Annotated in this window: 20 protein-coding genes; 14 read left to right on the forward strand and 6 right to left on the reverse strand. The window is 37.8% G+C overall.

Annotated features, from left to right (window positions below; translation table 11 throughout):
• Nucleotides 1–59: 59 nt before the first annotated feature.
• From MHUN_RS16090 to MHUN_RS17905, 3 genes are all read left to right on the forward strand, one after another.
• The gene (locus MHUN_RS16090) at nt 60–1,202 is read left to right on the forward strand and encodes a hypothetical protein (protein ID WP_011450023.1); all 1,143 of its coding nucleotides are present in this window, start codon (nt 60–62) and stop codon (nt 1,200–1,202) included.
• A gap of 133 nt (nt 1,203–1,335) precedes the next feature.
• Nucleotides 1,336–3,216: a hypothetical protein gene (locus MHUN_RS16095; RefSeq protein WP_011450024.1), complete on the forward strand. Its 1,881-nt coding sequence runs from the start codon at nt 1,336–1,338 to the stop codon at nt 3,214–3,216.
• An 86-nt stretch (nt 3,217–3,302) separates the two neighbouring features.
• A complete protein-coding gene (locus MHUN_RS17905; protein ID WP_011450025.1) occupies nt 3,303–4,364 on the forward strand; it encodes a class I SAM-dependent methyltransferase in 1,062 nt (353 codons plus the stop codon).
• On the opposite strand, the gene MHUN_RS16105 is transcribed toward MHUN_RS17905, so the two are convergent.
• Together MHUN_RS16105 and MHUN_RS16110 are read right to left on the reverse strand one after the other, a co-directional pair.
• The gene (locus tag MHUN_RS16105) at nt 4,356–5,642 is read right to left on the reverse strand and encodes an ABC transporter ATP-binding protein (RefSeq protein WP_011450026.1); all 1,287 of its coding nucleotides are present in this window, start codon (nt 5,640–5,642) and stop codon (nt 4,356–4,358) included. The two genes, MHUN_RS17905 and MHUN_RS16105, sit on opposite strands and share 9 nt — an antisense overlap.
• 14 nt (nt 5,643–5,656) lie before the next feature.
• Nucleotides 5,657–6,520, reverse strand: a complete 864-nt coding sequence (locus MHUN_RS16110) for an ABC transporter permease (RefSeq protein WP_011450027.1) — start codon at nt 6,518–6,520, stop codon at nt 5,657–5,659.
• Nucleotides 6,521–6,645: 125 nt separating this feature from the next.
• Here MHUN_RS16110 and pseB point away from each other — a divergent pair, with 125 nt between their 5' ends.
• Nucleotides 6,646–7,626, forward strand: coding sequence for a UDP-N-acetylglucosamine 4,6-dehydratase (inverting) (gene pseB / locus MHUN_RS16115; RefSeq protein WP_011450028.1), 981 nt, complete (start codon nt 6,646–6,648; stop codon nt 7,624–7,626).
• Between the two features lie 22 nt (nt 7,627–7,648).
• On the opposite strand, the gene MHUN_RS16120 is transcribed toward pseB, so the two are convergent.
• Nucleotides 7,649–7,984 carry a nucleotidyltransferase domain-containing protein gene (locus MHUN_RS16120; RefSeq protein WP_011450029.1) on the reverse strand — a complete coding sequence of 112 codons (336 nt, stop codon included), beginning with the start codon at nt 7,982–7,984 and terminating at the stop codon, nt 7,649–7,651.
• Nucleotides 7,966–8,343, reverse strand: coding sequence for a HEPN domain-containing protein (locus tag MHUN_RS16125; RefSeq protein ID WP_011450030.1), 378 nt, complete (start codon nt 8,341–8,343; stop codon nt 7,966–7,968). The genes MHUN_RS16120 and MHUN_RS16125 overlap by 19 nt, the downstream gene beginning before the upstream one ends.
• Before the next feature lie 208 nt (nt 8,344–8,551).
• On the opposite strand from MHUN_RS16125, the gene pseC reads away from it, so the two are divergent.
• From pseC to pseI, 6 genes are all read left to right on the forward strand, one after another.
• Nucleotides 8,552–9,718, forward strand: coding sequence for a UDP-4-amino-4,6-dideoxy-N-acetyl-beta-L-altrosamine transaminase (gene pseC / locus MHUN_RS16130; RefSeq protein WP_048068127.1), 1,167 nt, complete (start codon nt 8,552–8,554; stop codon nt 9,716–9,718).
• Nucleotides 9,719–9,761: 43 nt separating this feature from the next.
• Nucleotides 9,762–10,442 carry a pseudaminic acid cytidylyltransferase gene (gene pseF / locus MHUN_RS16135; protein ID WP_011450032.1) on the forward strand — a complete coding sequence of 227 codons (681 nt, stop codon included), beginning with the start codon at nt 9,762–9,764 and terminating at the stop codon, nt 10,440–10,442.
• A gap of 86 nt (nt 10,443–10,528) precedes the next feature.
• On the forward strand, nt 10,529–11,155 hold the full coding sequence (locus MHUN_RS16140) for a pseudaminic acid biosynthesis-associated methylase (protein ID WP_011450033.1): 627 nt from the start codon (nt 10,529–10,531) through the stop codon (nt 11,153–11,155).
• A 71-nt stretch (nt 11,156–11,226) separates the two neighbouring features.
• A complete protein-coding gene (pseG, locus tag MHUN_RS17910) occupies nt 11,227–12,783 on the forward strand; it encodes a UDP-2,4-diacetamido-2,4,6-trideoxy-beta-L-altropyranose hydrolase (RefSeq protein WP_083758493.1) in 1,557 nt (518 codons plus the stop codon).
• Nucleotides 12,784–12,796: 13 nt separating this feature from the next.
• Complete coding sequence (locus MHUN_RS16150) at nt 12,797–13,423, forward strand: formyltransferase family protein (RefSeq protein WP_011450035.1); 627 nt, start codon at nt 12,797–12,799, stop codon at nt 13,421–13,423.
• 12 nt (nt 13,424–13,435) lie between these two features.
• Complete coding sequence (gene pseI, locus MHUN_RS16155; protein ID WP_011450036.1) at nt 13,436–14,479, forward strand: pseudaminic acid synthase; 1,044 nt, start codon at nt 13,436–13,438, stop codon at nt 14,477–14,479.
• A 31-nt stretch (nt 14,480–14,510) separates the two neighbouring features.
• On the opposite strand, the gene MHUN_RS16160 is transcribed toward pseI, so the two are convergent.
• Nucleotides 14,511–16,421, reverse strand: a complete 1,911-nt coding sequence (locus tag MHUN_RS16160; RefSeq protein ID WP_011450037.1) for a DUF6044 family protein — start codon at nt 16,419–16,421, stop codon at nt 14,511–14,513.
• 86 nt (nt 16,422–16,507) lie between these two features.
• On the opposite strand from MHUN_RS16160, the gene rfbB reads away from it, so the two are divergent.
• The 4 genes from rfbB (at nt 16,508) to MHUN_RS16175 (ending at nt 18,782) form a co-directional block, all read left to right on the forward strand.
• Complete coding sequence (gene rfbB / locus MHUN_RS16165; RefSeq protein WP_011450038.1) at nt 16,508–17,494, forward strand: dTDP-glucose 4,6-dehydratase; 987 nt, start codon at nt 16,508–16,510, stop codon at nt 17,492–17,494.
• A 54-nt stretch (nt 17,495–17,548) separates the two neighbouring features.
• Nucleotides 17,549–17,749, forward strand: a complete 201-nt coding sequence (locus MHUN_RS18510) for a type II toxin-antitoxin system HicB family antitoxin (protein WP_275039224.1) — start codon at nt 17,549–17,551, stop codon at nt 17,747–17,749.
• On the forward strand, nt 17,746–18,135 hold the full coding sequence (locus MHUN_RS18515; RefSeq protein ID WP_011450040.1) for a type II toxin-antitoxin system HicA family toxin: 390 nt from the start codon (nt 17,746–17,748) through the stop codon (nt 18,133–18,135). Before MHUN_RS18510 ends, MHUN_RS18515 begins: the two co-directional genes overlap by 4 nt.
• A 92-nt stretch (nt 18,136–18,227) precedes the next feature.
• Nucleotides 18,228–18,782 carry a hypothetical protein gene (locus tag MHUN_RS16175; protein WP_011450041.1) on the forward strand — a complete coding sequence of 185 codons (555 nt, stop codon included), beginning with the start codon at nt 18,228–18,230 and terminating at the stop codon, nt 18,780–18,782.
• Nucleotides 18,783–18,850: 68 nt separating this feature from the next.
• Here the strand turns inward: MHUN_RS16175 and MHUN_RS18520 are convergent.
• Nucleotides 18,851–19,836, reverse strand: a protein-coding gene (locus MHUN_RS18520; protein WP_143709314.1) for an IS1-like element ISMhu11 family transposase whose coding sequence is annotated in 2 segments (ribosomal slippage) — nt 18,851–19,443 and nt 19,443–19,836 — 987 coding nt in all. Because the reading frame shifts where the segments join, the coding sequence is not laid out codon by codon here.
• Nucleotides 19,837–19,966: the final 130 nt, after the last annotated feature.

The raw sequence follows: 19,966 nt of genomic DNA on the forward strand, positions 1-19,966 counted from the left end.
ACTAATTTTTCTCTCCAATATAATATTAATGGAAACTCGATTCAAAGGTGAAAAGAACAATGAAAATACTGGCAATAACACCAAATACAGGAGCAATAGCAGAATTAAGGATCATTAATCCTCTTCGAGCATTACATCGGAAAAATAAGATTTCTGGATATAAAATAGTTGATTATTCGCTATCACAACTAATTGGTGATAATGATTATTATGATGCATTATTAATTCAGAGAGCAGCCCCTAATTATATTTTTAATTCTCTAAATAAGAGAAAAATTCCATATTTGTTGGACATTGATGATAATTTATTAGCTAATGCTAGTTATCGTGGCCTGAAAGCCGAATTAGATCTATTAGAGGGATTAATAGGTTGTTCTGCTTTAATAACGCCGAATAAAAGGTTAATTTCTTTGTTAGAAAAATATTCGGAATTGTCGCTGTATAAAAAAACAATTGTCGTACCCAATGCACTTCCCTATCCAATTAATATAGAAATTAAAAATAACCAACCTGATAAAATTCTATGGATACAAAGTGATATTTCAGCATTGACTGAAAGCCATGATTTAATAATTAATGCGGTGTCCGATTTCTCTAAAAAATACCACTTACCAATAGTTCTTATTGGTAAATCAGTGTTGAATGGTATTACATTACCCAACCAAATAATAATGGGAGAAATTGATTTTTCATCAAATCTTCAACTTCTTGAATTTACCACTACCAGTATTGGAATTGCTCCATTAGAAACCTCTTCTGATGAAGAAACACTTGATTTTATCGCAGGAAAATCTGATTTAAAAATCCTTTTATTTGATGGATATGGTCACCCAGGAATATATAGTCACTCACCTCCTTACTCAGACACTTCGATAAATAAAGACTGCAAATTAATATCAAATACATATGCCTCCTGGATAGAGGCATTAGAATATCAGTATAATTATGGATGGAGAGATATCGGAAATCGCACGCGAGAAATACAAATGGAAAGGCATATTGATAAAATTGCCATTGATTGCTGGTTCCCTGCATTAAATACTAATTTATTGCAACAACCAATGCAAGGTAAAGCGATCTATGAGATTATTTCATCATCTCTAATTTTTGATGCTCCTTTAGTTTACTCGCATAATTTTTTAGCGAGAATTGGAATTAATAAACAGTGGATGCAATTTGTGTACAATAAATTAAAAAATTAAAATAAATTTAGGATGATAATTGGTTTATTTGGTTCATTCCAAGGGATTGATCAAATCTATTTAAACTTATATCTAAACTCAAATCATTCTATTTTAGATGTAAAAATTCAAAAAAATTTTTCAAATAGATTACATGGAATTAAATATAGATTGCAATTCTAAAAAGATATTCGCTTTTTTTGGTACGGACATTGAGGGATATTCAGATAATTTTTTAAATAATATTGTTACAGAGCATTATACAATCCTTGCTTTAGATTCAAGAGCCATAGAATCTGCATCAAAGTCAAAAGTCCCATATACCATAATTAATGATTGGATCAGCCCTAACGAACTCATGGAAATACAAGATATTGCATGGGATTGTGAGGTTAATTGGTTTCGGAATAAAAAAGAGGATTTCTTAATAAGTGGAATATGCTGGCCTGAATTAGATCATAAAGCTATGAGTTTTTTCTGGCTTGATTCGATATTATCATTAAAATTATCAGAGAAATTTTATAATAATAATGTCAGAGAATTATTACTAATTAATCAAAATGTTGGTAGCCCCGTTATTTATCATCTGTTTGGCTCTATTTGTAAAACAATCTGGGAAAGTGAGTTAAAAGACCGGGTAAAATTTCTAGAATCCAAAAAAAATGATTTCCAGAACAATTCCGTATTTAACATCCCACCTCATATAAAACAGCTTTTATTTTCCCCAGTATCGTTCTTAAAAAATAAAATAGCATTTTTTGCATCAGATATTGAACTTAGAAGATCCCATGATCTGCTTCTGGATTTAACATCCTCTTTTCAAGAACAAGTCATCATTATTCCGAATGAAATTAACGATTTAGACCTTATTAGTACAATGAGTAGATATTCAATTCCAGTTCTTGAACCATACAGACCTGATTCGGATGATGGGATTTCAGGAAAACTACTCAATGGTTATCATTCATTAATAAAAAGATCGACAGGAAATGAATGGGATAAAATTCTTACAACTCTCCCATTCCACTTTGAATATTATTGCAATAAACGATGGCCTAAATTGATTAATGAGTTCCATTATTATATTGACATATTCTCAAGATTTCCCCCAAAATTAGTCATTGGAGCACTTCTTGATAGAATTGAGTGGAGTATTCCTATTCTATCTGCTCAAGTATTAGGAATTAAATCTATTTCAATTCCACATAGTGTCAGTGTAAATTCTACTAAAAAAGTAATAGACTCAGATCTTATTTTCAGATATGATTATCATCTATATTTAAATAAATTCTCTAAAGAGATTTTAACTAAAAATCGCTCGTTATCTCCAGAAAAATTCATTCCCTGTCAAAATTGTACAGATATTAATTCTCATTACACAAGATGTATTTCTCCTAATTATCCTAATAATGTCTTAAAAATATTAGTCCTTTTTTCACCTACGTCATTATATATATACCCTACAAGTGCCAGTAGACATATATTCCCACATAAAAATCCACGAAAACAGATTGAATCTATTATTGACCTTGAAGAAATAGCCAAGAAATATATTAATGAATTATCGATAAAATTTAAGTTACACCCCGGTTTTTCAGAACTTGAACTGTTTCAATCATTAAATAATGAGATATTAAGTCATATTTTACCACTTGATGCGGAATTAAAGCCAATATTAAATGAAACAGATTTGGTAATTGGAGTGAATTATTATGGTTCTGCTCTAATTCAGGTTTTGGAACACAAAATCCCCTTTATTGAGTATATAAATGATAAATTATTTATGAACACCATGGAATACAATAGATATGAATTTGAAATATTAAAAAAAGGCATTTATATCATCCATTCTAAAGAAGAATTGATAAAAATGATACAGAAAATTCTTACCAATATTGATTCAATAAATGAGATAAAAACCAAACTATCAACATTTTCTGAATATTATTTTGAGAATAAGAATTATCAGACGATTAGTTCAGTAATCAATAATTTATTAAAAAACGATTTAGAGAGGCTAACGGAAAATCGATAAAAATTCATTTATTATTTAAAAAGATATCCAGGAAAAATTATATTTACATATAGAATTTAATATTAACTAATAATACCCTGATTATTATGCTTCCGTCAAAAAGATATGAACCTGAATTTGTTAATTTAGATGATAATAACAATAGTCAATGCATAGCAATCAAATTAATAGGTACCCAAAAAACAATTTTAGAAATAGGTACATCAACAGGATATGTTAGCAAAATATTAAAAGAATATGATAATATTATTTACGGAGTTGAAATAGATGTAGATGCGGGAAATATTGCAAGAAATTACTGCCAAATGATGATTATTGGCGATGTTGAAACTCTTGAATTAGAGAAATTTTTAAATAAGAACTTTTTTGATGTTATTTTATGTGGCGATATTATTGAGCATCTTAAAAATACCTCTGTTTTTTTACAGAAATTGAAACAATTCCTAAAGCCAGATGGATATTTAGTAGTTTCAATTCCAAATTTTTGCCACGGTGATGTTATTTTAAATATCTTATTAGGAGATTTCCATTATACTCCTCAAGGGTTGCTTGACCAGACCCATATTCATTTTTTTGGATTAAAAAATATTTATGAAGATTTTTCCAACTGTGGATATGAGATACATAATCTTCACAGAGTAATAATTGATGTAGGCTCAACGGAATTGAAAGTTAATGAAGAGAAAATTCATCCAAAATTGCTAGAATTTGTTAAATCCCTTCCTGATTCTAATGTATTTCAATATGTCTTCACAGCCCATCCAACATCCGAAGGAATTGAAAATCCTATTAACGATGTTGATTTAGCTACAATAACTGAAAAATTTATTGAAGAATCACATTTGGAATTGCGTTTAGCGATTGCAGAGCTATTACAAATAGTTAATCAAAAAGAGAGAGCTAATTTGCAATTAGTTGCAGATCTTCAAATTCTTAAAAGTAAACTGATGAATTGTTATTTATCTGTTCGAATTTTTAGGAAATGTATGAAAATTCTTCAACAGTACACTCCTATGGATACAAAAAGAGGAGCATTCCTCAATTTGATTACTTTTTGGGGTAATATCTATTATTATGACGGAGCAAAGATGTTTTTAAAGCGAGCAAAACCATTAATCATCCCATTTTTTCTCAAAATGCTAAAATGATCTCTTTTTACACTCTTTCCACTCCAACATCGTACTAAAAAACCCCTGCCTATTATTCCCCCTCCGGGAAGTATGATCCTCCAGCTCAAAAGAGCAGACCGTTCTTGGTGAATCAACATTCCAACTCCTCGCCCTATTACTAGTAAAGTTTAGATATACTGAATACTTATTTGGAGCAAGAGATCGTGCAGGAATGGTTATCGTAAAATAATGGGTACCTATTTCCACGTCATCAAGCGGATTCGGGGAAGAGTCAAAAGAGTCAGATTGCATAACAAGAGTTCCATCAGATCTGGATATCGTCATATACCCATACAACCCAGGTATCTTTTTATTAAAATGCATTTCTAATTCAAGAATAACTGGTTCATCACAGGAAAACCTATATTTCACTTTCCCTTCCTGTGATAAAACGCGGATTTTCCTTAATTGTGCTTCCTTTTCCCGATCTTCATCAAATGTTGCTTCTGTTATCCCATCCACCGAACCAGACTGCAGAAGGTACTCATCGATAATATTTTCTGAAGGCCCGTCAGCGATGATCTTCCCATCACGTATCAAAAGACTTCTCGGGCATAATTGCTTGACTGCGGCCATACTGTGGCTGACAAAAAGCACAGTTTTACCCTCTGACGAGATATCACCCATCTTTCCGATGCACTTTTTTTGAAAAGCGATATCACCAACAGCAAGAACCTCATCAACAATCAGTATTTCGGGCTCAAGGTGGGCAGCCACAGCAAATGCAAGCCTGACATACATCCCGCTTGAATATCGCTTGACCGGAGTATCGATAAATTCGCGAACTTCAGCAAAATCAACAATTTCATCGAATTTTTCGGTTATCTCTGCCCGTGTCATCCCTAGAATCGAACCATTGAGATAGACATTTTCTCTCCCGGTAAGTTCGGGATGAAAACCAGTCCCAACCTCAAGCAAACTTGCAATTCTTCCGTTAATCCGGACCCTTCCCTCAGTCGGACGAGTAATCCGGGACAAGATCTTCAGGAGGGTGGATTTCCCGGCCCCGTTTTTCCCGATTATCCCGACCTTTTCTCCCTTCTTAACTTCAAAGGAGATGTTATCTAGTGCATAAAAAAGATCACCTTTCAATCGGTTTTTCTCTTCAGAATAGATATCAATCAGGCGATTTGGATCTTCTCTGCCCCTTAAGTGGGCCCACCAGCTCTGCAGGTCATTTCGCAATGTTCCATGATTAATAACACCGAGTTGATAGATTTTACTGACATTTTCAACCCTGATTACAACATCATTCATTTCTCACCCTCCTATTATACCGTATCAATTACGGTTTTTTCTATATGGTTGAACAACACCAGTCCGATAATGAGAGTAATTAATGTAGTAACTGCCCCAAGGCTCAAAATCCATGGTTGAAAATAGCCGTTCCCCAGAAGGATATACCGAAATGTCTCAACTATTGATGTCATCGGATTTACAGCAAAAATCCATTGCCATTTTTCCGGAATAAGAGACAACGGAAAAAATATCGGGGTTGCATACATCCAAAGTTGAATACCAAATCCCATTGCATAGGCAAGATCACGGTATTTTGTGGTTAAACTAGAAACGATGAGTCCGGTTCCAAGACCAAATGCTGCAATTTGAATCAATAATAGAGGAAGTAACAATATGAAGATATTTGGGTGAATAGGGACACCCTGAAATGCAAAATAGATTATAAAACAGATATATACCCCAAATTGAATTGCAAAAGTTAACAAATTTATAATTACAGTTGAAATAGGAATAATTAAACGTGGAAAATATATTTTCCCAAAAATATGCGCGTGTGCCAGAAAAGTGTTGGATGTATTCAATACACATGCAGAAAAATAGTTCCATATGATTATCCCGGACATAAAGAACAAAATCGGGGGGAGTCCATCTGTTGGAACCCTGATAATTAATCCAAATATGATTGTATAGACGATAGTATTTAAAAGAGGGTTTAAAATGAACCAGAAAGGACCTAGTACCGCCTGTTTATAGTTTGCAACAAAATCGCGGTGCATAAAAAATCTCAGTAAATCGCGGTATCTCCATATTTCACGGAGATTTAAATCCAACCACCCACTTTTTGGAGAAATCTCCATAGTCCAGAATTCAGCTTTATCAATTTGAGATGAGATCATATTAGTCCCTTAAAAATTGAAATAATCAAATGTCAACATAATTTTCATTTTAAGACATATTATCTCATCTATTAAAAAACTGGAACCGTTTACCTTTATCATTTTATACAGACAAGAATTAAGAAATGTCTTTCTTCGACAATAAAACCATACTCATAACCGGCGGAACCGGATCTTTCGGCAACGCGTTCACCTCCCGCCTTCTCAATAACCATAATCCGCATAGTATCCGGATCTACTCGCGTGGAGAATATCTCCAATGGAAGATGCAGCAAAAGTTTTCCGACAGCCGCATCAGGTTTTTCATTGGTGATATCCGAGATAAAGCCCGTCTCACTCGCGCCTTGAATGATGTCGATATCGTGGTTCACGCAGCAGCGCTTAAACAGGTTCCAGCATGTGAGTATAATCCGATTGAAGCCGTGAGAACCAACATCGACGGGACAACAAACCTTATAGATACATCAATTGACAACAATGTCGACCGGCTCATAGCCCTGAGCACTGACAAGGCTGTTCACCCGGTCAATCTCTACGGCGCAACAAAGATGGTAGCGGAGAAACTGTTTATCCAGGGGAATGCATATTCAGGTAAGAAAACAACCCGGTTTTCCTGTGTCAGGTATGGAAATGTGGTTGGAAGCAGAGGAAGCATCGTTCCCTTATTTAAGATGCAAAAAGAAGAGGGAAAGATTACTATAACTGATCCCCGTATGACCAGGTTCTGGCTTACCCTGGACCAGGGTGCAGCCTTTGTTGAAAATTGTACCCAGATTATGAATGGAGGAGAGATATTTGTGCCCAAGATCCCCAGCATGAAGATCACCGACCTTGCAGAGGCTATAGCTCCTGGTATTCCCCATGAGTATATCGGCATCAGACCTGGAGAAAAGATCCATGAAGTTCTTATTACCGAAGATGAAGCCCGCCATACCCGCGATCTTAAAGAATACTATATTATAGATCCGGAGATATCGTTCTGGAACGGGCATAGAAAGGATTATTCTTACACACTCCCTGAAGGGTTCCGGTATTCCAGCGAGACCAATACCGAATGGCTGGATGAAGAGGGATTAAAGCAGATGCTTGCTGAATCCCACCCATAAAGGATTTTTAATCCAATTTCATTTATGCATGAACCGGCATGCATTTCCCCTGCCTGACAAAAGACATCCGGATTGAGTCCTCCTGTTCATATTCTTCCGGAGTGAGGAGAATTAGATCAAGTGGGACATTAAATTTTCTCACTGTAGACCATTCTGCCTCACTTACCATTGGTATTCTATCCAGAATATGGACATTTTCAAAGTCGGGTGTGATGACTGCCAGATCAATATCACTATGCTGAGAGATTCTGTTTTTAGCATATGAACCAAAAAGAACAATCATAGTAACCCTAATCCCAGACTCTTCAAGTTTCCTGCAGAACCAGTCAATTACCTCATCTACTGCCTGAGTATCCAATCAAGCACCTCCTCAGTTCGATTAATAATATCTTGTACACGTTCCTGGCTGTATATCTTAAACAATTCTTCAAGGTCAGGAGGATATCGGATTGATATCGATGCGGCATTTAATAACTGGATTGTTGCACTGATAGAATTTGGAATGAGCATATCCAGCTTGACTGCAATTGCAACGAGCGAGTGTATTTTATCAGGCTGTTTTCTGAATTTTTTAATATACAATCCTTTAAGTGCTTTTTCAATGGCTTGTTGACAAAAGAAGACCGCATATGGATAGGTGGAAGATTCCGACATGTTTATTGCAGCTGCAATGTCAAAATTCGCCTGTTTATACCATTCTTCAGAATTACATGTCATAATCTCGCCTAACCCTTCATAACCGGTTTTACAATGTATTGTTGTAATCAATCAAGTATATTATGCTTTAAAAAGTCATAATTAACTTGTATATTCTTATTACATCCATGCTAGGCAATAAAAGTAGGGTAACTCAACAAAAAAAGAAAGAGATCCTGTGAAACATGTGTAATAATAACGTAATCGCGACCCAATATCTATGCAAAATATGACCTATCCCCTTCCATACGGCAGGCAATGGATCGATGACGACGATATTACCGCTGTTATCGCTGCTTTAAAAGGAGACTGGCTCACCCAGGGCCCCTTGGTTGAGAGCTTTGAACAGAAGATTGCGGAATATGTCGGATCAGAATATGCCGTTGCATTTAATTCCGGGACCTCTGCTCTCCATGGAGCATATTACGCAGCCGGGGTCCGAACCGGAGATGAAGTAATTACCAGTCCCATCACCTTTGTTGCAACCGCAAACGCCGGAGTATACCTGGGTGCCCGTCCGGTGTTTGTAGACATTGATAAGAAGACATGGTGTATTGACACCGATAAAATCAATGAAGCAATATCCAACCGGACGAAGGTTATTGCTCCGGTGGATTTTGCCGGATATCCGGTTGATATGACATCCATTCGGGAGATAGCACAAGACCATTCTTGCATAGTGGTGGAAGATGCAGCCCATGCTCTTGGGGCAATCCGGGGTGATGTGAAAGTTGGTACTGAAGCAGATATGACGATGTTCAGTTTCCATCCGGTCAAACATATCACTACCGGAGAAGGGGGTATTGTTACTACAAATAACCGGGAATTCGCCGCGGCGATGAAACGATTCCGAAGCCACGGGATAACAAAAGATCCAGAATTACTTCACAAAAATGAGGGCCAATGGTACTACGAAATGCAAGACCTAGGATATAATTACCGGATAACTGACATTCAGTGTGCTCTCGGGCTCTCACAACTTGAAAAACTTGAGAGATTTGTTAAGCGCCGGAATGAGATCGCCCGGATGTATGATGAAGCATTCCGGGGGAATGAAAAACTGGTGAACCCTCCAAAACCTCCCCAAAATTCCCGCCATGCCTATCATCTCTATCCGGTCTGTTTCACAGGAGTTGATAGGAAAAAGATCTTCATGGACCTTCGGGAAATAGGGATCTTCTGCCAGGTCCATTATATTCCGGTCCATCTCCAACCATATTACCGTGAGAGATTTGGATATCACGATGGAGATTTTCCAGTTGCAGAGAATTTTTACCAAAGTGAAATATCCCTGCCGATGTTTCCGGCGATGAGTGATGAGGATGTAGAACGGGTTATTGTTGGAGTGCAGGAGATGTTTGAAAAAAGAGTATATGCTGACTTAAAACTTGTTTAACACTATCTCTAACTGGTAGCATCACCAATAATTGAGAATAATTATGCGACTTGCAATCATCCCTGCCCGGGGCGGAAGCAAAAGGATTCCGCGAAAGAATATCAGGGATTTCTGCGGAAAGCCAATCATTACCTGGTCAATTGAAGCGGCTCTCCAGAGTAAATGCTTTGACCGGGTTATTGTTTCGACGGATGATGAGGAGATTGCTGATGTTGCAAGAAGATTTGGGGCAGAGGTTCCATTTCTCCGTCCGGCCAAACTGGCTGATGATTATACCGGGACGGCAGCGGTTGTCCGTCATACGATTGAGTGGTTTGAGGGAAATGGGATCTTATACGAGGAGGTATGCTGTATCTATGCAACGGCTCCTTTTATCAGGGCAGAAGATATTCAATCCGGTCTTGAGAAACTTCATTCAAGTAATGCAGACTATGCTTTCACGGTAACGAGTTTTCCGTTCCCGATACAGCGGGCTGTAAAAATAAATACTACCGGCACACTTGAGATGTTCTATCCGGAGTATTATAATACACGGTCCCAGGATCTCGAAGAAGCATACCATGATGCCGGTCAGTTCTACTGGGGGAAAGCATCTGCTTGGAAAGAGGGAGTTATATTATTTTCAGAGAGATCAGTTCCGATTGTTCTGCCAAGATACCGGGTTCAGGATATTGATACTTTGGAAGACTGGATCCGAGCGGAGATGATGTTCAAGTGCATGTAATCAACAATTTATGATATATCGTGGATTGTCATTTCTTCGACATCGAATTTTTAATCATAAGTGTAAATAATTAAAGAAGAGGTAGAATGAAATCATATAAGACAGATCAGGAAAAATTTTGGGCTGGGGAATTTGGGACGGAATACATATCAAGAAATGCAAATCGTGATTCTATTTCAAAAAATCTTGCTTTCTTCGCTGCTGCATTAAAACATACTCGTAATATTAATAGTTGTATTGAGTTTGGAGCAAATATTGGAATAAATCTAAAAGCATTAAAAATACTTCTTCCTAAACTAAATCAATATGCAATTGAGATAAATACGGATGCAATTACCGAACTAAATAAGTTTCTTCCCGAACAAAATATTTTCCCGCAATCAATTCTAGAATACTCACCAACAAAGACATTTGATCTTGTTTTAATCAAAGGTGTTCTAATCCATATCAATCCTGAATATCTGGAAAAAGTATACAATTTGTTGTACGAATCATCTAATCGGTATTTATTAATTTGTGAATATTATAATCCATCACCTATTGAGGTTACTTATAGAGGCCATCAGAAAAGATTGTTTAAACGAGATTTTTGTGGAGAAATGCTAGATCTATATGAAGATCTCATTCTTACCGATTATGGTTTTGTGTACCATAGGGATTGGAATTTTCCACAGGATGACATTAATTGGTTTTTATTAGAGAAAAAACAATGATGATCCTTTTTTCATAACAAATTTTGGTATTATTGAGAGAACGAAATTTTCTATCCAATCATTACAAAAATATGTTTAATTCTTTAATAATAATCCGCACCGATGCATCTACCGCTATCGGCACGGGTCATGTCATGCGTTGCCTCACCCTTGCCGGAGTTTTGAGAGATAGAGGTGCATCGGTCTCATTTATCTGCCGTGAACATGATGGGCATCTTTGTGACCGCATCGAGGAGCAGGGGTTTATAGTCCATCGTTTAAGGAAAGGTGCCGATCCTGTATTTCCATCTCCGGCGTTTGATCCATATCATGCCCCTTGGCTTGGAGTCTCATGGGAAGAGGATTCCGAAGAAACTCGCAGGATAATATCTACACTGGACAGAAAACCGGACTGGTTAATTGTTGATCATTATGCATTGGATGAGAGATGGGAAAGGTATCTCCGCCCATATGTTTCCCGGATCTTTGTTATTGATGATCTTGCTGACCGGGTGCATGACTGCGATCTTCTTTTGGATCAAAACCTGGTTGAAGGGATGGAGACGAGGTACGATGAAAAGATCCCATCCTCGTGTGGAAAGATGCTGGGACCAGAGTATGCTTTGCTTCAGCCGATTTATTCAGAACTACATGATAAGATCCCCCCTCGTGAAGGTCCAATCAGGCGAATTCTTATCTTTTTTGGCGGGGTAGACCAGAATAACCTGACCGGAATAGCCCTTTCCGCAGTAATGGAGTTGAACCATCCGGATATCAAGGTTGATGTGGTCATATCAAAAAAATCCCCTTTTTATAATACTATCCGGGATCAGATTGTTGGCAGACCGGGCATAGTAGTACACAGTAACCTTCCATCTCTTGCACCCCTGATTGCGAAAGCGGATCTAGCGATCGGGGCTTCCGGGACAACGTGTTGGGAACGATTGTGCCTGGGGCTTCCTACCATTGTGATAACTACAGCAGAGAATCAGAAAGCCATTGCTCATGGTCTTAAAGAGCAAGGTCTAGTTAAATGGCTAGGAAATGCTGATACCGTAACAGCAAATATGATTCGCGAATCTATTTCTAAACTGTTGTCAAGAAGGGATATTAGGGATTGGTCCTCACAGTGCTCACAAAGGGTTGATGGCCTTGGGGTAATGAGGGTTTTTACTGCACTTACGATATCTCCGGATACAGCATTACATGTTCGACGTGCTAAGCTTTCTGACGAAAAAATATTGTTATCATGGGCGAATGACCCATTAAACCGGAAGAATTCTTTCACATTGGATGAGATCTCTCCAGACAGACACCATCAATGGTTTTATGATAAACTCCGAGATGTAGAGAATGTTTTTCTCTATATTGTTGAGAGTGAGGATAAGGTTCCCATCGGACAGGTGAGATTTGAAAGAAAAAGTGAAATATGGGAAATTCATTACTCTCTTGCCACCGAGTTCAGGAACCGTGGAGTAGGAAGGCCCCTTCTGAAGGCTGGTCTTTGCGCATTCAGAAAAGAACATGAAGGGGTAATAATATTTGGAAGAGTAAAAGAAGAGAATACTACCTCATGTAAAGTTTTTGAATCACTTAATTTCTCAGCCAAATCTGACGGGGGGGGGGTGGCGTATCAGCGTCTGCTCTGATGTTGGAAGCTGGATGAACGAATATATCCCGGTTTTAATCTTTGATTGGATAGATGATGGTCATGAAGTGAGATGGGCACATGATGCAGCAGAACTTCCCGCGGGAGATATGTGTTTTTTCTTGAGTTATGAGAAGATAGTAGATAAAAATCGGTTGATGCAGCATCGAAACAATCTTGTTGTTCACGCTAGTGATTTACCGAAAGGAAGGGGTTGGTCACCTCTTACCTGGCAAATTCTTGAAGGAAAAGATAAAATTCCAGTAACGATATTTGAAGCCGGAGAATCAGTTGATAGTGGACCCATATACGAGAAAGCTTTTGTATCATTTTCAGGTAATGAATTGATTGAAGAACTGCGTTGTGGATTAGCGAATGAAATTGTTGATTTATGTAGGGATTTTGTCAGTGGATATCCAGATAGTGCAAAACTTGGACTGAAGCAAGAAGGTGAGCCATCTTTTTATCCACACCGTGGCCCTGAAGATAGTAAGATTGACGTTCAGAAAAGCCTTTTATCACAATTCCATCTGTTAAGAACGGTAGATAATAATAAGTACCCTGCTTGGTTTGAGTATAAAGGACGTAAATTTTTTCTTAAAATTACCGCTAAAAGCAATTTAGATAATGCAAAAGAATGACTGGTGAAAATTATGCAAATCGGTAGATCCATCATCGGAAACAATCACCCTCCATTTATCATTGCCGAGATGTCCGGGAACCACAACCACTCCCTCGATCGGGCACTTGCCATTGTTGAAGCAGCTGCACAAGCCGGTGCCCACGCAATAAAACTCCAAACATACACCGCTGACACGATGACACTGGATATCGCAGAGGGAGAATTCTTTATCAGCGATAGGAATAGCCTCTGGAACGGACAAAGTCTGTATGATCTCTACAAGCAGGCACATACCCCTTGGGAGTGGCATGCCCCTATCATGAAACAGGCAGAAGAACTCGGCCTTATCTGTTTCTCCACCCCATTTGATGAGACCGCTGTTGAGTTTCTTGAAACCCTGAATGTCCCTGCCTACAAGATCGCATCATTTGAAGTCGTTGATCTTCCATTGATACAAAAGGTAGCAGAAACCGGAAAACCTCTTATTATCTCAACAGGGATGGCAACCGTCGCTGAGATTGATGAAGCGGTCCGGACTGCAAGGGATGCCGGGTGTCGGGATCTGGTCCTCCTTAAATGCACTAGCACCTATCCGGCAAGTCCGAAGAATAGTAATATCCTTACAATTCCTCATATCCGGGAGTTGTTTGATTGTGAGGTCGGTCTGTCTGATCATACTATGGGTATCGGCGCAGCGGTTGCAGCTGTCGCTCATGGTGCAACGGTGATTGAGAAACATTTTACTCTCTCACGGGCAGATGGCGGGGTGGATAGTGCATTCTCCATGGAACCACATGAATTCCGGATTCTAATTGAAGAGACGAGACGGGCCTGGCAGTCACTTGGGTGTGTACAATATGGGCCTGGTGAAGAGGGAAAAAAATCTGTGATTTTTCGACGATCTCTTTATGTTGCAGAAGATATGCAGGCAGGAGATATTTTCACAAAAGAAAACCTGCGGAGTATCAGACCGGGACTAGGATTGTCACCAAAATATTATAGGACATTACTTGGAAAACAGGTGAACAGGGATTTAAAAAAGGGAACTCCGGTAAGTTGGGACATACTTGTTTAGTAAAAAATTAAAAAGTCTCCTCATTATTCTTTCATTGAACAGAATACACTCGTATCTCCCATGGAGATTTTTCGGATGAGTAAACACCCTCTAAAGATAAACCCTTAACAACTGGATCAATCTCAACTGCTGAAAAGATGTATTTCCCTCCCAGATTTTTGAAAGCGGTAATATTTAGGTCAAGATCCTGAAGAACAATCCCATTTCCCTTTGAATAAGATGTTCCATCGAGTTCTGATGAGAATATATACGCCCTGGATCCCCAGCCATCGAAATATACACGCCATCTTTCACTTTTATTCAATTCAGGGGCTATTATTTCCCTGAATTGGTGTTTATATTGAAGAAGATAATTAGCAAAATATCCATCGACGGTGTAAAACCCATTATACTGACTTATTGCCGGGTGAATCCCGATTGAGCCAACCCGATAACTACTTTGGTTTATTCCGATTTCATCCCTGATGGATTCAAAAACATCAGGTGAATAGAACTCATTGAAAGAATATTGACCATCCTGAAGATTTCCATAACCACCAGTTTGATATGTACCCCCCTGAAATGAGAATAAAAAGATTATCTGAATCAGAATCACTCCATAAACAAAGATTTTTAATTTTTTGGATCTTTCCAGTATGTAAATAGAACATATCCCAAATATGAGATACCAAATAACTGGTAATAATGTATAAAACCGCATTTGCAGTGCATTTAAAACAAAAAATTGTGATTTAATAAAAAGGAATAAATCCAACGTTGAAACTTGATATATAAATGAAAAAAGAAATACAAGAGTTGTTAATCCGACAATAATCCATTCAATAGTTAAAAATTTTCCTTTTGATACTCCTTTAAGATGAAGTCCAAGAAGAAGAAAAAGAAAGAAAATTATCGAACTCCATAAGAAAAGAGTGATTAAATCTCCATTCACACGGGACGTTAAATGAGAAAGGATTAAACCTCCTGATAAAAGGGTACCAAAATAGATAATATATCGATTAATATCTCTCTTTTTCCCTAACTGGTGAATAACCATCAGAGCCAAAGATACCCATAACACGGGAACAATGAGCTGATGCAGGCTTTCAGCATGATACTGTCCGGAGGAAAGCATACCATAACCTGTCTGAAAAGTATCAATGAAAGGTAACCCAATAGATGAAAATTCGACTCGATGAGAGATGGATGAATTATTTAAAAACATCTCCCAGAATAGTCGATAATCACAAATTAAAAAAAGGAGACCCGCGAAGAATATCGCATAAATACCTCTCCATAAAACTTTTCTTTGATAAACCGAAATCAAAACGCAATACAGGAATAGAATCGGGAGTAAGAAATATCCGGTAAAGACCCCGCTTGAATAGAAAGAATATAATATTAATGGCAGAAGTGACCACAATCTCCACCCATCTCGAATGAGAGAGAAAAAACCATATAACATGAGCGGTAAGCCTGCAATGCTCAATCCAGCAGGTGGATAAAATGGCAATAATGCAAATGCACAAGAGACCCCGGGGATTAAATATCGATACTCTTTCCCTCCGGGATAAAACTCACGCAGAAAGAAAAACATCCCGATGAAAGCGATGAGATGGATGATAGAAAAATTCAGAAAATATGCAGTGATTGGTTCGAAGAAAGTAAATAATAATGTTACGACATTAAATTCAGATGGAAAAGAATTCCGGGAAATACCTCCCATTATCTGCTCGATTGTTCCATCATATGATCCAAAGAGTTTTCCGGACTGGCCAAGAATTAAATACCATACCACATTAGAATCAAGGCAGTCATGATTGAGAACAGGTGCATCTTCCCATTGAATCAGAACTGGTGCAATATAGAGAAGAACAATAATTAATCCCAGGAGAAAAGGTAAACGAGAAGAATGAATTATTTTGTGCAGATATTGTACGTATGAGGTTTCAGATCCGGTCATAATATCATCTAAAGTGGACAAAAAGTATAATCAGAATTCTTATACCGGTTATATCATCCAGCATAAAATAATATGGAAATATCTTCATGACTTTACAAATACCTCTCACCATCTTCCTCACCGGCGGCTCCGGATTCATCGGTTCTAATTTTATCAATTATCTCTTTGACAATTGCCCGGACATCTCCATCATCAACTACGATGCCCTCACCTACGCCGCAAATCAGAAAGCGCTGACTCAACAAAAAAATAACCCAAACTATCACTTCATTCACGGTAATATCTGTGATCTCCCTACAGTCACTGATGCAATCACCACCACAAACCCGGATATCATCATTAACTTCGCCGCTGAGTCACATGTGGACCGAAGCATCACAGACGCATCGCCGTTCATCTCGACGAATATTCAGGGAGTCTACAACCTGCTTGAAATATGCAGAAAACACGATGATTTAAAATTTATCCAGATCTCAACTGATGAAGTATATGGAACACTCGGTCCCGATGGTTTCTTCACAGAGGCAAGCCCAATAAAACCCCGAAGCCCCTATGCGGCAAGTAAAGCTAGTGCTGATCTCCTCACTCTCGCATGGCATGAGACATATGGTCTGCCGGTGAACATCACCCGGTGCACAAATAATTATGGCCCCTGGCAGCACCCGGAAAAGCTGATCCCCATGACGATTCAACGATGTCTTCAAAAAGAAAAGATCCCGGTCTATGGTAATGGGTTGAATGTCCGTGACTGGATCCATGTATCAGATCATTGTTCAGGTATTGCTACAGTGATGCAAAATGGGAAAGTTGGTGAGGTTTATAATATCGGCTCTAAAAATGAATGGAAGAATCTGGATTTAGTCAAAAAAATTATCAACATAACCCGGGATCTTACGGGTGATCCAGGAGTATCGGAAAATTTAATATCTTTTGTTCCTGACCGACAGGGGCATGATTTCCGGTATGCGATTGATCCCGATAAGATTACCAGAGAACTTAGTTGGTGTCCAAAGATTACATTTAAGGAAGGACTGGTTAAAACGATCAGGTGGTATCTGAAACAACAAGAATAATATTAAGGCCCGAAATCTAAATTATTTGTGATAAAAATAGATTTTTAAATAATTATTGAAAAGGATGAAGAGGGGGGGTATGTTGTGTCTGTTCCATCTCTTCCCGGTTGTATATCTCAGGGAAAAACTGAGGAAGAAGCGAGGGAAAAAATCACCGAAGCAATCGAACTTCATCTTACCGCTTTGGCACGCGATGGGATTCCCATCATACCTAATTTGAAAAAAACTGAAAGTTTTGTGTCAGTTCAAATATGAAACAGGGAAAATTACCCATTCTTTCCGGAATTGAAGTAGTAAAAGTTCTTGGAAAAATCGGTTACGTGGTAAATGACCAAAAAGGAAGCCATATTCACCTCCGTCACCTCTCCCGGAGACCAGTAACTGTTCCAAATCATCCTGTAATTGCAAGAGGAACGCTTCGAATGATAATGAATCAAGTAGAGATTATTCTTGAAGACTTTTGGAAATTATTTAATTTAAAGGATATATCGAATTTTGGTCATAAAATGGACACATTATCCATAATGGAAAATTCCAGACCCGATAGATCCCTACAGCAACAAGATCGTGGCTGGGCGGGATTGAAAAAGGTTTTCAGACTATTCCCAGAACAGATAATTACTCAAGATGTAATAGTATAATCATATATGACTCCTTCTTCAAAACCAAAATCGTCCTCCTCATCTGAAGAAACTATCATAGACGGCCTCTGTCATTTGAAAAAGTCTGGCTTATGTTTCAGGAAACAAGTAAACAGTTTAAGGAGACGGATAGAAAATTCCAGGAGACTGATCGGAAGTTTCAGGAGACTGACCGTTTACTCAGTGAGAAATTTAAAGAGACCGATAAAAAGCTTAACAAACTGGAACGGCTTTTCACCTCTCAATGGGGTAAACTTGTCGAGTCTCTGGTAGAAGGAGATATTCTTACCCTTCTTAACCAAAGAGGAATAAAAGTTACTGACACGATTAAACGAAGGAAAGGCCGTCGTGACGGAATCGATTATGAGTTTGACATTATTGGGATTAACGGTTCTGAAATTGTAATAGTTGAAGTAAAAACCACACTAAGGCCGGAAGATATCAAGCATTTTCTAAAAAAAATTAAACAGGCGAAGAACTGGATGCCAGAATACACTGATAAGAAAATATACGGAGCAGTGGCATTCATATCTGAAGATGCAGGGACAGCAGCATTGGCTGAGAAAAACGGACTTTTCGTGATAAGAGCGACAGGAGATAGCGCAAGTATTGTGAACGCCGATGACTTTGTTCCAAAGAATTGGTAAAACCTGGGAATTTTTACTCAATATCTATCGGTTTTAATATCACCGCAAAATTTTGGTACTGGCCTCCTTTAGAACTGAACATGGTAGTTTAAAAACTCACTCCAATTCCAAAGATGATCAGTAATACTTTCTAACATTGCTGGAGACTTGTGACTACTTTTTACTTCGATAAAATTATGCACAAATTGAAAGATATTTAGCGCTGAAATGAATCTATTGAGTTTTTTTGAAAAAGAGGCAGTTTTCCTTCCAAAACGGCTCAATCGTTGTCTGATTTTATTATTGTAGCCCTCAATGACTGAGGTAGAGATTGCTTTACTATCTGGATTTCCCATAATTTTCTCTCGAATGACATAAACAAGTTTATTCTTCTCTTTTACTTTGATCACCTGACCATAATCCAAGCATGGCTCACAATATAATTCAGGTAAACAAATGCTATATTGGACGTTTCCATCAGTAAAAATCGATATTTTGTTTTCTGGCGTTGGAAGTTCCATTCGGTTAAAAAATCGAACTAACATATCTGCACAAGTATCAATATTTCTTTTTCCAGATTCAAATGCTAAAAATAATCCAGAATCCCTTTTAAAACAAGTATAGGACCAACAATCACCTAATTCTTCAGAGTCAGTTGTTAGGAGATTCTTGTTTTTTTTTGAACAAACTCCCAAATTTCATCCATCTCACAATCCCCCGCGGAAATGTCATGAATAAAATAATCGTTGAGTTTTTCAGCATGTTCACCGATTAAGTGATAATATCGAGATATAGTGTCGCGATGGTGTCCGGTAACTCGAGATACTCCTCGAATTGAAGTTTTTTCAGTCGAGTGTTTCGCAATTATGAGAACAGCAGTTCGTGGTAAACGAGAATCATACAGAGGAGTATTTTTAGTTTCAATAAAAAAACGTCGACAGTGATGGCAATAGTACTGTTGATTGCCTGCAGAATTATGCCCATTTTTAGTAATATTCTTTCCATCTTCAATTTGAAAATAAGTACAATCCGGATTTTGACACGTAATCAATATAGGACCACGTTTTCCAACCATGAAAATAATTATATCTAAACTTATATTAATTTTTAGTACATAAAATTTAATACTTTATTTGCACTTAGTATTACCAGCTTGCTAACAGGGCACTACCAAAATTTTCAATGAAAATGTGGACCAGAAGGAA

The sequence above is a fragment of the Methanospirillum hungatei JF-1 genome (assembly GCF_000013445.1).
Classification (GTDB): Archaea; Halobacteriota; Methanomicrobia; order Methanomicrobiales; family Methanospirillaceae; genus Methanospirillum; species Methanospirillum hungatei.

Coding starts and splice junctions, on each gene's coding strand:
- MHUN_RS16095 (WP_011450024.1), top strand. CDS start 1,336: ATGGAATTAAATATAGATTGCAATTCTAAAAAGATATTCGCTTTTTTT.
- MHUN_RS16090 (WP_011450023.1), top strand. CDS start 60: ATGAAAATACTGGCAATAACACCAAATACAGGAGCAATAGCAGAATTA.
- MHUN_RS16160 (WP_011450037.1), bottom strand. CDS start 16,421: ATGACCGGATCTGAAACCTCATACGTACAATATCTGCACAAAATAATT.
- MHUN_RS17905 (WP_011450025.1), top strand. CDS start 3,303: ATGCTTCCGTCAAAAAGATATGAACCTGAATTTGTTAATTTAGATGAT.
- MHUN_RS16140 (WP_011450033.1), top strand. CDS start 10,529: ATGAAATCATATAAGACAGATCAGGAAAAATTTTGGGCTGGGGAATTT.
- MHUN_RS16125 (WP_011450030.1), bottom strand. CDS start 8,343: ATGACATGTAATTCTGAAGAATGGTATAAACAGGCGAATTTTGACATT.
- pseB (WP_011450028.1), top strand. CDS start 6,646: ATGTCTTTCTTCGACAATAAAACCATACTCATAACCGGCGGAACCGGA.
- MHUN_RS16150 (WP_011450035.1), top strand. CDS start 12,797: ATGAACGAATATATCCCGGTTTTAATCTTTGATTGGATAGATGATGGT.
- pseC (WP_048068127.1), top strand. CDS start 8,552: ATGACCTATCCCCTTCCATACGGCAGGCAATGGATCGATGACGACGAT.
- MHUN_RS16175 (WP_011450041.1), top strand. CDS start 18,228: ATGTTTCAGGAAACAAGTAAACAGTTTAAGGAGACGGATAGAAAATTC.
- pseI (WP_011450036.1), top strand. CDS start 13,436: ATGCAAATCGGTAGATCCATCATCGGAAACAATCACCCTCCATTTATC.
- MHUN_RS18515 (WP_011450040.1), top strand. CDS start 17,746: ATGAAACAGGGAAAATTACCCATTCTTTCCGGAATTGAAGTAGTAAAA.
- MHUN_RS16110 (WP_011450027.1), bottom strand. CDS start 6,520: ATGATCTCATCTCAAATTGATAAAGCTGAATTCTGGACTATGGAGATT.
- pseF (WP_011450032.1), top strand. CDS start 9,762: ATGCGACTTGCAATCATCCCTGCCCGGGGCGGAAGCAAAAGGATTCCG.
- rfbB (WP_011450038.1), top strand. CDS start 16,508: ATGACTTTACAAATACCTCTCACCATCTTCCTCACCGGCGGCTCCGGA.
- MHUN_RS16105 (WP_011450026.1), bottom strand. CDS start 5,642: ATGAATGATGTTGTAATCAGGGTTGAAAATGTCAGTAAAATCTATCAA.
- pseG (WP_083758493.1), top strand. CDS start 11,227: ATGTTTAATTCTTTAATAATAATCCGCACCGATGCATCTACCGCTATC.